Source organism: Niveibacterium sp. (assembly GCF_041909475.1).
In the GTDB taxonomy this organism is placed as follows: Bacteria; Pseudomonadota; Gammaproteobacteria; order Burkholderiales; family Rhodocyclaceae; genus Niveibacterium.
The window spans coordinates 23,696-36,476 of sequence record NZ_JAYRDJ010000030.1 but is presented as its reverse complement, the minus strand read 5'-3'; the positions used below and the strand labels follow the sequence as shown (position 1 = coordinate 36,476).

Sequence of the window (12,781 nt, the reverse complement as noted above, 5' to 3'; positions counted from 1 at the left end):
GTGGTATCAGAGCAGAACGTCGCGCGACACGCCGCGACGCTTGAGGATGCGCCGAAACTGCGCAAGCGCCTCGAGCTGAATCTGGCGAACTCGTTCGCGCGTCAAGCCCAATTGCAGCGCAAGCTCTTCCAGCGTCTGCACATCGCAATCGTCGAGCCCATAGCGGCGCTGGATAACCATGCGCTGCTTTTCCGACAGCTGCCCGATCCACTGCCGCACCAAGTCCTCGATTTCGGCATTCTGCAGCGTTGATTCCGGCCCGTCGGAGGCTTCGTCCGCAAGCGACTCACCAATCGAGAGGTTGGGGTCGATGTCGAGCGGCGCATCGAGCGAAGCCGTGTGCTCGTTCAGCGCGAGGATCGCGCGCACGTCATCCACCGGGCGTTCGAGACGCTTAGCGACATCTTCGATCGTCGCGCCGCCGTGGCTCGATTCGATCGAGCGCTGCGCACGCAGCACTTGGTTGAGTTCCTTCACCACATGGACTGGCAAGCGAATCGTGCGCGACTGATTCATGATCGCGCGTTCGATGTTCTGCCGGATCCACCAGGTTGCATAGGTGGAGAAGCGGAAACCGCGCTCGGGGTCGAATTTTTCAAGCGCGTGGATCAACCCTAAGTTGCCCTCCTCGACCAAGTCAAGGAGCGGGATGCCACGATTAAGGTAGTGCTTGGCGATGTTCACAACCAGACGCAGGTTGTGTTCGATCATCTTCTGCCGCGCGGAGAAGTCGCCCAGCCGCACACGGCGCGCCAGCGCAACTTCTTCGTCAGCTGTAAGCAAAGGGTTCGCGCCGATCTCGTTGAGATAGATCTGCGTGACGTCGTTGAGGAATTCGTTTTCTGGCGGTGCCTGGACAGGCTCGGCGCCGAACGCTTCGATCTCAGGTGGGAGATCCGGCTCCTTTTCGTCTTCGTCGTCGAAAAAGGTTGCCGGATCGTACATATCCCACCCTTAGCGTTTAGGAAGGTACTTCAGAGGATCAACGGGTTTACCTTGACGCCGGATCTCGAAGTGCAGCTTGGCGCGATCCGCATCACTGTCCCCCAACGCCGCGATCTCCTGGCCTTTCCTGACTGACTGCCCTTCCTTCACCAGAATCTTCTGGTTATGGGCATAGGCACTGAGGAAGGTCGCGTTGTGCTTGATGATGACGAGATTTCCATAGCCACGCAAGCCGGCACCCACATAAACAATTTTGCCCGCTGCCGCAGCGACCACCGGATCGCCAATCTGGCCACCAATGTCGAGCCCCTTGTTGCTCGAATCATTGAAACCGTTGACCACTTTGCCGGCCGCCGGCCATACCCATTCGAACTCATCATCAGTCACAGGCTTGCCGTCGTCCTTCTTGGGCGCATCGGTCACCGGCTTCGCGTCCGCTACCGGCGCAACGACAGCAGGTTTCGCACCTGCACGGGCGGCCTCGTCAGCCTTCATGGCAGCCGCAAGCGCCTGATCCGAATACGCGACCTTTCCGCCCTTCGGATCGCGGCGAAGTGATTCGTCTGTCTTGACGGGCGCAGCAGTCGTCGTCTTCGGTTCGAGCGGCTTGGATTCGATCGTCGGTGAGATGACAGGCTTCGAAGCCGTTCCATCAGCCGGTTTCACACGAAGCTCTTGCCCAACAAGAATCAGATTTGGGTTCTCGATCGCGTTCCAGTTGGCGATATCGCGCCAGTCCTGACCATGCTCCAATGCAATGCTGATAAGCGTATCGCCACGCTTGACGATGTAATAGCCCGGCCGTGCCACGACCGGCGCTGCGTCGGGTACGACAGCGGCACCAGAAGGTCTGGATGGCGATGTACGGTCCTCCACCGGCGCACGTCCGCTACTGGTGCAACCGGCGATTCCGATCAGAGCGATCAGGGCAAGGGATAGCCCACTTCGGGCAACAAACAGTCTCATTCGGTTCCTGCCAACAACGGTACAAATCGAACCGCATCGTAACGCGATTCCTTGAGCCTTCCATCAGCCAAGCGTTCAACCATAAGCAGCGTCTGGTCCGCGCTACCCAACGGCAGAATCAACCGCCCAAGCGGAGCAAGCTGATCCACCAACGGCTTGGGCACACTGGCTGTGCCAGCCGCAACGATGATCGTGTCGAACGGAGCAGCCTCCGGCAAACCAACGCTACCGTCGCCGTATTTCAGCCGCAGGTTCGGCAAGCGCAAGGGGCGAAGATTGTCCTTTGCGCGCTCGATCAAGGTGCGGATACGCTCGATGGCGTAAACCTCCCTTGCCATGCAGGACAATACAGCCGCCTGATACCCGCAACCGGCCCCGACCTCTAGCGTTTTACCGAGATCGCGTCCATGCGCGAGCAACTCGATCATCCGCGCCACCACGTAAGGCTGCGAGATCGTCTGCTGACAACCAAGGGGCAGCGCGGTGTCCTCGTAGGCGCGGCTTGCCAACGCTTCCTGCACGAACAAGTGCCGAGGCACCTGGTTCATTGCAGCAAGCACGCGTACGTCGGCAATGCCCTGCTCGCGCAAGCGCTCGATCATGCGCGCGCGCGCGCGCACCGCCGTGACGGCAGAGGCACTGATCCGCTGCGTCATGCCGAGAAGCGTTCCTGCCACGCCGGCAACGCGGCAAACTGTGTCAGATCCACCTGCAGCGGCGTGATCGAGACAAACCCGTTGGTCACGGCATGAAAATCGGTGCCCTCTCCCGCATCCTGCGCAGCGCCGACCGCACCAACCCAATAAATGGCCTCGCCGCGGGGGTTTTGTGAGCGCACCACAGGCTCCGCCATATGACGCTTGCCCAAACGGGTCACCCTGCGCCCCTTTAACTCCGATGCAGGCAGATCGGGCACGTTAACGTTGAGAAGAAACGGCGCCGTTGAAACATCAACCGCACAAGCTCGTACGACCTCGGCGGCAACGGCCGCGGCCGTTTCGAAATGCCGCAACTCACGTCCCACAAGTGAGACGGCGACGGAGGGAATCCCCAAAAGGTAGCCTTCCATTGCCGCGGCGACCGTGCCCGAATAAATCGTGTCGTCGCCCATGTTCGCACCATGATTGATGCCAGACACCACAAGATCAGGCCGGAATCCGAGGAAACCTGTAACGGCAAGGTGCACGCAGTCCGTCGGCGTTCCATTGACGAAATTGAAACCGCTCGGCGCGCGACGCACCGAGAGTGGACGATCCAGCGTAAGGGAATGACTAGCGCCGCTACGATCCCGCTCGGGCGCTACGACAAAAACTTCTGCGAATCCGGATAGCGCCTCGGCCAACGCGGCGATGCCCGGGGCAAAGTAGCCGTCGTCGTTACTGAGGAGGATTCGCATGGACCGAGCGCTCTAAGGTATTGAGTAAAGCCGAAGGACGCCGGAGGGGAAAATTTGGTCGGGGCGGCGGGATTCGAACTCGCGACCCCTTGCACCCCATGCAAGTGCGCTACCAGGCTGCGCTACGCCCCGACACGGCAAGCATTATAGCAGGATTTGAGATCCTTGCAGGGTTTATTTAGCTCCGCAACAGAGTGAGCACATCTTCAAGCTCGCCGCGGATTGCGCCAAACAAGGCTTCTTCGCGTTCGCTCTGCGCGGCCTGCTCTCGCTCCCGTTCGGCCTGGTCATCCAGCCGGTTGCGCGCGCCACTGATCGTGAAGCCATCGTTGTAAAGCAGGTCACGTATCCGGCGTACCAGCAGCACTTCATGGTGCTGGTAGTAACGCCGGTTGCCGCGCCGTTTGACCGGCTTGAGCTGGGTGAACTCCTGCTCCCAGTAACGCAGCACATGCGGCTTCACACCGCACAGTTCGCTGACCTCACCGATCGTGAAGTAGCGTTTGGCGGGAATCGGAGGCAGTTCAGCCGCGTCAGGCGGCGCGCTGGTTTGCGACATTGACCTCTGCATCGCTCAATGAATCCACCTCAGCCTTGAGCTTCTGGCTGGCGTGGAAAGTGACCACACGGCGCGCCGTGATCGGGATTTCCTCTCCGGTCTTCGGGTTTCGACCCGGACGTTGCGGCTTGTCGCGCAACTGGAAATTACCGAAACCGGACAGCTTCACGGTTTCGCCCCGCTCCAGCGCATTACGGATTTCATCGAAGAAGCCATCGACCATGTCTTTGGCTTCCCGCTTGTTGAGGCCGACCTTCTCGAACAGAAGATCGGCCAATTCGGCTTTCGTTAGCGTCATCGACACAATCAGCTCCTCAATTGGGCGCCCAACCGCTCACTGGCACGACCAACCAACACATCGATTGCGGCGTCGACTTCAGCGTCTTCAAGCGTCTGATCAGTATGTTGGAAGCGTACCCGGAAGGCAACACTCTTGCTGTCCGGATCGATACCTTTACCCTGGTAAATGTCAAATATTTCAATCGCCTGCACGATACTCAGGTGGGCGTCGCGCAACACGGCAAGCAATTCGCCCACTGGCGTTTCGGCACGAACAACCAAGGCAAGATCACGCACCACCATGGGGAATTTCGAGGGCGCAACGAAGGCCGGCAGTGGCCGATACGCCGCTGCGTCCAGATCCAGTTCGAACACGACTGGCGCCGTGCCAAGGTCATAACGCTGAACCCAATTCGGATGCAATTCGCCGATCCAGCCGATCGCAGCGCCATCGCAGCGAACCTCGGCCGTACGCCCAGGATGCAATGCAGGATGAGTCAGTCGCACGAACTCCAGCGAGCGACCGTCGAGCAGCGCTTCCAAGTCCGCCTTGACGTCGAAGTAGTCCACTTTTCGCGTCGCCAAACCCCACTGCTCGGCAGCCGCCGGCCCCCAGGCCAGTCCCGCAATCCGCATCGGCTGAAGGTAACCTGCAACGGGCTGACCCGCCGCGTCTTTTGCGAAGCAGCGCCCAATCTCGAAGATACGCACACGCGACGCACGACGGCGTTGATTGGTCGCCAAGGTACCTACCAGGCCGCCTAGCAAACTCGAGCGCATCACCGACAGGTGGCTAGCAATCGGGTTGGCCAGTCGGATCGGGTCCTGGTTACCGCAGAAGTCACGCTCCCACGCCTCTTCAACGAAGGCGTAGTTCACGACCTCCTGATACTCACGGCCCGCCAACAAACGGCGCAAAGCGGATGCGCTACGGCGCGACTCCGGCAACGGCAACATGCCGAGTGTGCCCTGCGGCAGATTCTCGGGGATGTTCTCGTAACCGTGAATGCGGGCGATCTCTTCAATGAGATCTTCCTCGATCCGCAAGTCGAAACGATAGGAGGCCGGCGTCACAGTGACGCGATCCTCGCCGACCGTCACAGGCATGCCAAGGCGCCCAAGAATGTCGCCGATCTGCTCAGCACTGAACGGGATACCGATGACTTGCGAGGCGCGCGACACGCGTAGCGAGACCGGCTCCCTCGCGGGCAAGGCGTCGGTCGCAACCGACTCGACCGCAGGCCCTGCCTCCCCGCCGCAGATCGCGAGGATCAGCTCTGTGGCACGCTCCATTGCGCGTGGCGCCAGTTCGAAGTCGACGCCACGTTCAAACCGGTGCGACGCATCCGACGAGAAGCCGTAGGCGCGGGCGCGACCGACAATCGCGTCCGGCTGGAAGAATGCGCTTTCGAGAAATACATTCCGGGTCGCATCCGTCACGCCGCTCAGTTCGCCGCCCATCACCCCTGCCAGCGCAAGCGGCCCAGAAGCATCGGTGATCAGCAAGGTGTGCTCATCCGGCTCAACTTCCTGGCCATTCAGCAGCAGCAGCTTGTCGCCAGCCTGCGCCCAACGCACAACGATGTCGCCGTTGAGCTTGTCATCGTCGAACGCATGCAGCGGCTGGCCGAGCTCCAGCATCACATAGTTGGTCACATCGACGATCGCGCTGATCGAACGCACACCGCAGCGCTCAAGACGTTGCTTCATCCAGTCTGGCGTCGGACAGGTCGGATCAACATTCCGCAGTACGCGGCCGACATAGCGCGGACAACCGTCCGGCGAAGCAAGGTGCACGGCGCGGCTCACGTTGTGGCTCGCCAGTATCGTCGTAACGAGGGGCTCGCTCAGCGCAGCGCCAGTCAGCGCAGCGACGTCACGAGCAACGCCGAGCAAGCTCAGGCAATCCGCGCGGTTCGGCGTGAGCTTGATCGTGAAACACACGTCGTCAAGCGCCAGTGCGTCGCGAATGCTCATGCCGACTTTGAAATCGGGCGGCAACGCCAGCAGGCCTTCGTGCGCATCGGAGATTCCGAGTTCGCGCGCCGAACACAACATGCCGAAGGATTCAACGCCGCGCAGCTTGGCCGCCTTGATCTGAAAATCGCCCGGCAGCACCGCGCCAACAATCGCACAGGGCACTTTCATGCCCGCAGCCGCATTGGGCGCACCACAAACGATCTGCAAGGGCTCACCTGCCCCGGCATCCGCCTTGCACACGCGCAAGCGGTCGGCGTTCGGATGCGGATTGGCTTCAAGGATCTCGGCAACGACGACGCCAGAGAAGGCCGGCGCGACCACCTTGGACTCCTCGACTTCGAGGCCAGCCATGGTGAGCAAATGCCCCAGCGCGGCGGAATCCAGCGCGGGGCTGACAAGAGTACGTAACCAGTGCTCAGAGAACTGCATGGCTTACCTGCATTGGCTAAGGAAGCGAAGATCGTTTTCGAAGAACAGACGCAGGTCGTCGACGCCGTAACGCAGCATCGTCAGACGGTCCAGACCCATGCCGAAGGCAAAACCGGTATAGCGCTCCGGATTGATGCCGCCGTTACGCAGCACATTCGGGTGGACAACGCCGCAGCCGGCAATCTCCAGCCACTTGCCCTTGTTCGGCCCGCTCATGAAGGCGAAGTCGATCTCGGCCGACGGCTCGGTAAAGGGGAAGAACGAGGGGCGGAAGCGCACCTGCAAGGCATCCGTCTCGAAGAAACGGCGCAGAAACTCGGCGATCACACCCTTGAGATCCGCAAAGCTCACCCGCTCGCCAACCCAAAGACCTTCGATCTGGTGGAACATCGGCGAGTGCGTCGCATCGTAGTCGACGCGATAGACACGGCCCGGCGCAATGATGCGGATTTCCGGCATCACTTCCGCAGCCTCATGCTGGGCGACATGCTCACGCATGTAGCGCACCTGAACCGGGCTCGTGTGCGTTCTCAACAGGACGCCGGGAGCATCCTGCAGATAGAAAGTGTCGTGCATTGAACGCGCCGGATGATTCTCGGGCGTATTCAAGGCAGTGAAGTTGTACCAGTCCTCTTCGATTTCCGGGCCATCAGCGACCTCGAAACCGATGCTGGCGAAAAGCTGTTCGATTCGGTCCAGCGTGCGGGTCACCGGATGCAAACCGCCCGTCCCCTGACCACGCCCCGGCAAAGTGACATCAAGTGCCTCGGCAGCGAGCTGCTCCGCGAGCGCAGCGTCGCGCAACGCGTCGCGACGGGCTTCGAGCGCCTGTTCAACCGCAGCTTTTACCCGATTGATGGCCGCACCGGCTTCGCGGCGCGCCTCCGGATCCATCTTGCCGAGCCCCTTGAGGAGCTCAGTCAGGGATCCGCTCTTGCCAAGATAAATCGCCTTGGCCTGCTCGAGGCTGTTGGCGTCCGATGCAGCGCCGAAATCGGCGATCGCTTGTTCTACAAGCCGTTCCAGATGATCCACGAACACGCTTCCGGGATGTTTGGGACAAAAAAAAGGAGGCCAGGCCTCCTTTTTTTACGCTACGACAACTTACGCAGCGAGCTGGGCCTTGGCCTGGTTCGCAATCGCAGCAAATGCCGGCTTGTCGAACACGGCTAGGTCGGCCAGCACCTTGCGATCGATCTCGATCGATGCCCTCTTGAGGCCGTTCATGAACTTCGAATAGTTCAGACCGACTTCACGAGCAGCAGCGTTGATACGAGCAATCCACAGCGCGCGGAACTGACGCTTGCGCTGACGGCGGTCACGGTAGGCATATTGACCCGCCTTCATCACCGCCTGTTTGGCGATGCGATAGACGTTCTTACGACGGCCGCGGTAACCCTTGGCCTGGTCGAGGACTTTTTTGTGACGAGCACGTGCGGTAACACCGCGTTTTACGCGAGACATGACGTTCCTCCTGAATTACGCGTAGGGAAGCATCGACTTGACCTGGGCGACGTCGGACGCGTGCACGCCCTCCATGCCGCGCAGCTGGCGCTTGGTCTTGGTCGTCTTCTTGGTCAGGATGTGGCGCTTGAACGCCTGCGAACGCTTGATGCTACCGCTCGAACGAACCTTGAAACGCTTCTTGGCGCCGCTCTTGGTTTTCATTTTGGGCATGAAACACACTCCAAACTGTTAGTCGATGAAGCCGGGTGGCCTTCCGCAGAAGACACTTCCGGAACCTGGCTCCACTTGTATGCAGCTCTTTTCAGAGCCGTTTCCTGGGGTTGCTTTCGCAACCCCGGAATTCTTCGCTGCCAGTCGTCAGACCGGTTGCTTCTTCTTGCTTGGCGCCAGAACCATGATCATCTGGCGCCCTTCAAGCTTCGGAAACTGTTCAACCGTACCCACTGCCTCAAGATCCGCCTTGATCCGCTCCAGCTGACGCACACCAAATTCCTGGTGAGCCATTTCCCGACCACGGAAGCGAAGGGTCACTTTGACTTTGTCGCCTTCCTGCAGGAAGCGCGTCATGTTGCGAAGCTTGATCTGGTAGTCATTCTCGTCGGTACCCGGACGGAGCTTGACTTCCTTGACCTGAATCTGCTTCTGCTTGAGCTTGGCCTCGTGCGCCTTCTTGGACTCTTGGTACTTGAACTTGCCGAAGTCCATGAGCTTGCAGACTGGCGGCTTCGCGAGCGGCGCGATTTCAACGAGATCAAGCCCGGCTTCTTCAGCCATTTCAAGCGCTTGTCGCGTCGGAACGATACCGAGCTGCTCGCCTTCTTCTCCTACCAAGCGCACTTCGGAAACATTGATTTCTCCGTTAAGGCGCTGCGGCTTTTCCTGAGCGATGGTCTAAGTCTCCAAAAAATAAAAATTAAGCCGCACTGCCACGGGTTTCCACCTCGTGGCGCCAGCGATCGAGCAATTGATCGAGAGGCATCTGGCCAAGATCTTGACCACCTCGGGCACGTACGGCCACTACGCCAGCCGCCTTTTCTTTCTCGCCGACGACCAGCTGATAGGGTAGCTTTTGCAAGCTATGTTCTCGAATTTTATAGGAAATCTTCTCGCTACGCAAATCCGTTTCGACGCGGAAGCCTGCTTCGACAAGGGCGCGCGCCACTTCTTCTGCGTAGTCAGCCTGATGCTCCGAGATGCTCATCACGACAGCCTGCCTCGGCGCCAGCCACAACGGGAAGTTGCCGGCAAAGTTCTCGATCAGGATGCCAATGAAGCGCTCCAACGAGCCGAGGATCGCGCGATGCAGCATCACCGGGCGCTTGCGCGTGTTGTCTTCAGCGACATACTCGGCATCAAGGCGCTCGGGCAGCACAAAATCAAGCTGCATCGTGCCGCATTGCCACGAGCGGCCCAACGCATCCTTGATGTGATACTCGATCTTGGGGCCGTAGAACGCACCCTCGCCCGGCAACTCAATCCATTCGACTCCAGACGCCTTGAGCGCATCGCGCAAGCCCTGCTCCGCCTTGTCCCACACTTCGTCGGAGCCGGCACGCTTTTCTGGTCGCAGCGAAAGTTTGACCACGACGTCGTTAAAGCCGAAGTCTCGATAAACCGAGACAAGCAACTCGTTAAAAGCCTGCACTTCGGCAACAACTTGATCTTCCGTACAGAAGATGTGCGCGTCGTCCTGCACGAAGCCACGAACCCGCATCAGGCCATGCAAGGCGCCAGATGGTTCGTTCCGATGGCATGAGCCGAACTCCGCCAGCCGCAGCGGCAGCTCGCGATAAGAACGCAGGCCGTGATTGAAGATCTGAACATGGCCCGGACAGTTCATCGGCTTCACCGCGTAATCGCGCTTCTCCGACTCCGTGACGAACATGTTCTCACGGTAGTTCTCCCAGTGGCCAGAGCGCTCCCATAGGACGCGATCCATAACCAATGGTGTCTTTACTTCACTGTATCCGGCAGCATCGAGACGCCGACGCATGTACTGCTCGATCTGCTGCCACAAAGTCCAGCCCTTGGGGTGCCAGAAAACCATCCCCGGCGCCTCATCCTGGAGATGGAACAGGTCGAGCACTTTGGCCAGCTTGCGGTGATCGCGCTTTTCCGCCTCTTCGATCATATGCAGGTAGGCATCAAGATCTTCCTTGCTTGCCCATGCCGTGCCGTAGATCCGCTGCAACTGCTCGTTACGCGAGTCACCGCGCCAGTAGGCACCAGCGACCGACATCAGCTTGAAGTGCTTGAGCTTGCCCGTGGACGGGACGTGCGGACCGCGACACAGATCGACGAAGTCGCCCTCGCGATAGAGCGAGATTGTCTGGTCCGCTGGAATGCTGGCTATGATCTCCGCCTTGTAAGCCTCGCCAATCCCCTTGAAAAACTCGACTGCAGCATCACGAGCCCACTCTTCGCGTACCACCGGGATGTCGCGGCGGGACAGTTCAGCCATACGCTCCTCGATACGCACGAGGTCATCAGGCGTGAAGCCGCGCGGGAACGAGAAGTCGTAGTAGAAGCCGTTTTCGATGACCGGGCCGATGGTGACCTGCGCCTCGGGAAACAACTCCTTCACGGCATACGCCAGCAGGTGGGCCGTGGAGTGGCGGATCACTTCAAGACCTTCGGCATCCTTGGCCGTCAGGATCGAGAGCTCGCAGTCCGACTCAATGAGGTGGCTCGCATCCACAAGGGTGCCATTCACACGCCCTGCAAGGGTCGCCCGAGCAAGGCCTGCGCCAATGTTCGCCGCCACATCGGCGACAGTTACCGACTTTTCGAAGGACCGGACCGAACCATCCGGCAGACGCACGTTAGGCATGAATACTCCCGCTTGGGCAAAAAAAAAGTGCGGCCATGGGGCCGCACTTTTTCGTTCAATCGAAGCGTATGAACCCGGCGAACCCACGTACTACGGACAAACCGTGGTGCAAGTTCGCAGAATCATCACCGCTCCGCATGGGTGTTGGTAGGCGCGATTGGACTCGAACCAACGACCCCCACCATGTCAAGGTGGTGCTCTAACCAGCTGAGCTACGCGCCTGAAAGAGAAGCGATTATAGCCTGAATTTCTGGGCTGTCAAAACTTTTTTTGAAAATCAGCCCTGTCACCGAACCGGGCTGTCACCCGCGCCAAACCGCTATGCACGCCGTGCAGCGATCGCCCGCTCGGCCGCTCCACATTGCGCTCCGTCGATCACGCCGGCCACACATCGGGCGCGCAACAAGACGTGCAGGGTCGCGAGCGCGCGACACTCACATTCCGCAGTGACGGACTTCAAGTCGCCGCCTTGCCACGCACTCCACACGGCTGCGTCGTTAAGCGCGCGCGCCGGGGCTGCGCCAAGAAGGCGGATCAGTTGGTCGACGGGAACGTCCAAATCCGGTGAGGCGCCCTGCAACTGACCTGACAGGTCTGCGACGCGACCCAGGAGCTCAAGCGCGTCTTGCTGAGTACTGCTGTGCTTCACGCATACCTTCGCGGCATGAGTCAGCGCGCGCAATCGAAGGATAGGTATCTGGCGGCGCATAGCCCCCCAACACGCCACTTCCCCGTCGCGCGCCGCGAGTCGTGCGACAAAGCGCTCGATCAGTTGCCCCTCATCCCTCTCGGCGGCGGACAAAGAGGACACTGTCAAACCGGCGTCACCCCATTCGGCAAGCGAGATCTCGACCACCCGCTGAAGGTGCGGCGGCAAATTGTCGCCACCACTGGCGGCGCGCTGGCGCTGGAATGCGTACTCAGCCACATCACCATCGGACAGTGCGACATCAAGGTCGTAGATACAACGAATGCCGGCTATATCCGGCACGGTGACGATGTCGAACGCCACCGCAGAAGGCTTGATCGCTGTCACCCCGGAAACACCCCGGTGGAGAGGTAGCGGTCTCCACGGTCGCAAACGATGGACACGATCACTGCATTCTCAAGCGTGGCCGCAAGGCGCACAGCCACTGCCATGGCGCCGCCCGATGAAATGCCTGCAAAAATGCCTTCCTCACGCGCCAGGCGACGCGTCATCTCTTCCGCTTCCGCCTGAGCCACCGACTCGACCTGGTCGACGCGATCCGCCTGATAGATCTTCGGCAGATATTCCTGGGGCCACTTCCGGATACCGGGAATTTGGGCGCCATCGGCTGGCTGACAACCAACGATGCGGATGGCCGGGTTTCGCTCCTTGAGAAAGCGCGACGTACCCATGATCGTACCGGTGGTACCCATGCTGCTGACAAAGTGGGTAATGCGCCCGCCGGTTTGCTCCCAGAGTTCAGGGCCAGTGCCCTCGTAGTGGGCGAGCGGGTTGTCCGCATTGGCAAACTGATCAAGGATGATGCCCCGCCCCTCGTCGCGCAGGCGTTCCGCAACATCGCGAGCCATCTCCATGCCGCCTTCGCGCGGCGTGAGGATCAACTCCGCGCCAAACGCACGCATCGTCTGGCGCCGCTCCAAGCTCTGATTCTCGGGCATGACGAGAATCATCTTGTAGCCGCGCATCGCCGCGGCCATCGCCAAAGCGATACCGGTGTTACCACTGGTGGCTTCCACCAGCGTATCACCGGGCTTGATGTCGCCGCGCGCCTCGGCATGCTGAATCATCGACAAGGCGGGGCGATCTTTCACCGAACCGGCGGGGTTATTGCCCTCCAGCTTGGCGAGGATCACGTTGTTGCGCCCAGCATTGATCCGCTTCAGACGCACCAAGGGTGTGCGACCAACGTAGTCCTCAAGCGTCAGAAACGTCATGCGAACC

14 protein-coding genes and 2 tRNA genes are annotated in these 12,781 nt (G+C 60.1%); all 16 read right to left on the bottom strand.

Translation table 11 applies throughout. From position 1 onward, the window contains the following. Positions 1-6: 6 nt before the first annotated feature. Entirely contained in the window at positions 7-945 is a 939-nt protein-coding gene (gene rpoS / locus ACE3P0_RS16865; protein ID WP_374403889.1) for an RNA polymerase sigma factor RpoS, read from the bottom strand. 9 nt (positions 946-954) lie between these two features. Further along, positions 955-1,911, bottom strand: coding sequence for a peptidoglycan DD-metalloendopeptidase family protein (locus ACE3P0_RS16860; protein ID WP_374403888.1), 957 nt, complete (start codon positions 1,909-1,911; stop codon positions 955-957). Next, positions 1,908-2,567 (bottom strand): protein-L-isoaspartate(D-aspartate) O-methyltransferase, encoded by a 660-nt coding sequence (locus tag ACE3P0_RS16855; RefSeq protein ID WP_374403887.1) that lies wholly within the window; start codon positions 2,565-2,567, stop codon positions 1,908-1,910. The genes ACE3P0_RS16860 and ACE3P0_RS16855 overlap by 4 nt, the downstream gene beginning before the upstream one ends. After that, a complete protein-coding gene (surE, locus tag ACE3P0_RS16850; protein WP_374403886.1) occupies positions 2,564-3,307 on the bottom strand; it encodes a 5'/3'-nucleotidase SurE in 744 nt (247 codons plus the stop codon). The genes ACE3P0_RS16855 and surE overlap by 4 nt, the downstream gene beginning before the upstream one ends. 55 nt (positions 3,308-3,362) lie before the next feature. Then, a tRNA-Pro gene (locus ACE3P0_RS16845) sits at positions 3,363-3,439 on the bottom strand. Positions 3,440-3,485: 46 nt separating this feature from the next. Continuing rightward, complete coding sequence (locus ACE3P0_RS16840) at positions 3,486-3,866, bottom strand: MerR family transcriptional regulator (RefSeq protein ID WP_374403885.1); 381 nt, start codon at positions 3,864-3,866, stop codon at positions 3,486-3,488. Continuing rightward, positions 3,841-4,170, bottom strand: coding sequence for an integration host factor subunit alpha (locus tag ACE3P0_RS16835; RefSeq protein WP_374403884.1), 330 nt, complete (start codon positions 4,168-4,170; stop codon positions 3,841-3,843). Before ACE3P0_RS16835 ends, ACE3P0_RS16840 begins: the two co-directional genes overlap by 26 nt. Positions 4,171-4,172: 2 nt before the next feature. Further along, complete coding sequence (pheT, locus tag ACE3P0_RS16830; RefSeq protein WP_374403883.1) at positions 4,173-6,554, bottom strand: phenylalanine--tRNA ligase subunit beta; 2,382 nt, start codon at positions 6,552-6,554, stop codon at positions 4,173-4,175. A 3-nt stretch (positions 6,555-6,557) separates the two neighbouring features. Beyond that, entirely contained in the window at positions 6,558-7,589 is a 1,032-nt protein-coding gene (gene pheS / locus ACE3P0_RS16825; RefSeq protein ID WP_374403882.1) for a phenylalanine--tRNA ligase subunit alpha, read from the bottom strand. Between the two features lie 69 nt (positions 7,590-7,658). Then, positions 7,659-8,018 (bottom strand): 50S ribosomal protein L20, encoded by a 360-nt coding sequence (rplT, locus tag ACE3P0_RS16820; RefSeq protein WP_374403880.1) that lies wholly within the window; start codon positions 8,016-8,018, stop codon positions 7,659-7,661. 15 nt (positions 8,019-8,033) lie between these two features. After that, positions 8,034-8,231, bottom strand: a complete 198-nt coding sequence (gene rpmI, locus ACE3P0_RS16815) for a 50S ribosomal protein L35 (protein ID WP_172204368.1) — start codon at positions 8,229-8,231, stop codon at positions 8,034-8,036. A gap of 147 nt (positions 8,232-8,378) precedes the next feature. Next, entirely contained in the window at positions 8,379-8,909 is a 531-nt protein-coding gene (gene infC / locus ACE3P0_RS16810) for a translation initiation factor IF-3 (protein WP_374403910.1), read from the bottom strand. 25 nt (positions 8,910-8,934) lie between these two features. Then, a complete protein-coding gene (gene thrS, locus ACE3P0_RS16805; protein WP_374403879.1) occupies positions 8,935-10,851 on the bottom strand; it encodes a threonine--tRNA ligase in 1,917 nt (638 codons plus the stop codon). A 145-nt stretch (positions 10,852-10,996) separates the two neighbouring features. Then, a tRNA-Val gene (locus tag ACE3P0_RS16800) sits at positions 10,997-11,073 on the bottom strand. 97 nt (positions 11,074-11,170) lie between these two features. Further along, positions 11,171-11,887, bottom strand: a complete 717-nt coding sequence (locus ACE3P0_RS16795; protein WP_374403878.1) for a hypothetical protein — start codon at positions 11,885-11,887, stop codon at positions 11,171-11,173. Continuing rightward, entirely contained in the window at positions 11,884-12,774 is an 891-nt protein-coding gene (gene cysM, locus ACE3P0_RS16790) for a cysteine synthase CysM (protein ID WP_172204362.1), read from the bottom strand. The genes ACE3P0_RS16795 and cysM overlap by 4 nt, the downstream gene beginning before the upstream one ends. Positions 12,775-12,781 lie beyond the last annotated feature (7 nt).

Coding starts and splice junctions, on each gene's coding strand:
- rpoS (WP_374403889.1), bottom strand. CDS start 945: ATGTACGATCCGGCAACCTTTTTCGACGACGAAGACGAAAAGGAGCCG.
- ACE3P0_RS16860 (WP_374403888.1), bottom strand. CDS start 1,911: ATGAGACTGTTTGTTGCCCGAAGTGGGCTATCCCTTGCCCTGATCGCT.
- ACE3P0_RS16855 (WP_374403887.1), bottom strand. CDS start 2,567: ATGACGCAGCGGATCAGTGCCTCTGCCGTCACGGCGGTGCGCGCGCGC.
- surE (WP_374403886.1), bottom strand. CDS start 3,307: ATGCGAATCCTCCTCAGTAACGACGACGGCTACTTTGCCCCGGGCATC.
- ACE3P0_RS16840 (WP_374403885.1), bottom strand. CDS start 3,866: ATGTCGCAAACCAGCGCGCCGCCTGACGCGGCTGAACTGCCTCCGATT.
- pheT (WP_374403883.1), bottom strand. CDS start 6,554: ATGCAGTTCTCTGAGCACTGGTTACGTACTCTTGTCAGCCCCGCGCTG.
- rplT (WP_374403880.1), bottom strand. CDS start 8,018: ATGTCTCGCGTAAAACGCGGTGTTACCGCACGTGCTCGTCACAAAAAA.
- rpmI (WP_172204368.1), bottom strand. CDS start 8,231: ATGCCCAAAATGAAAACCAAGAGCGGCGCCAAGAAGCGTTTCAAGGTT.
- thrS (WP_374403879.1), bottom strand. CDS start 10,851: ATGCCTAACGTGCGTCTGCCGGATGGTTCGGTCCGGTCCTTCGAAAAG.
- cysM (WP_172204362.1), bottom strand. CDS start 12,774: ATGACGTTTCTGACGCTTGAGGACTACGTTGGTCGCACACCCTTGGTG.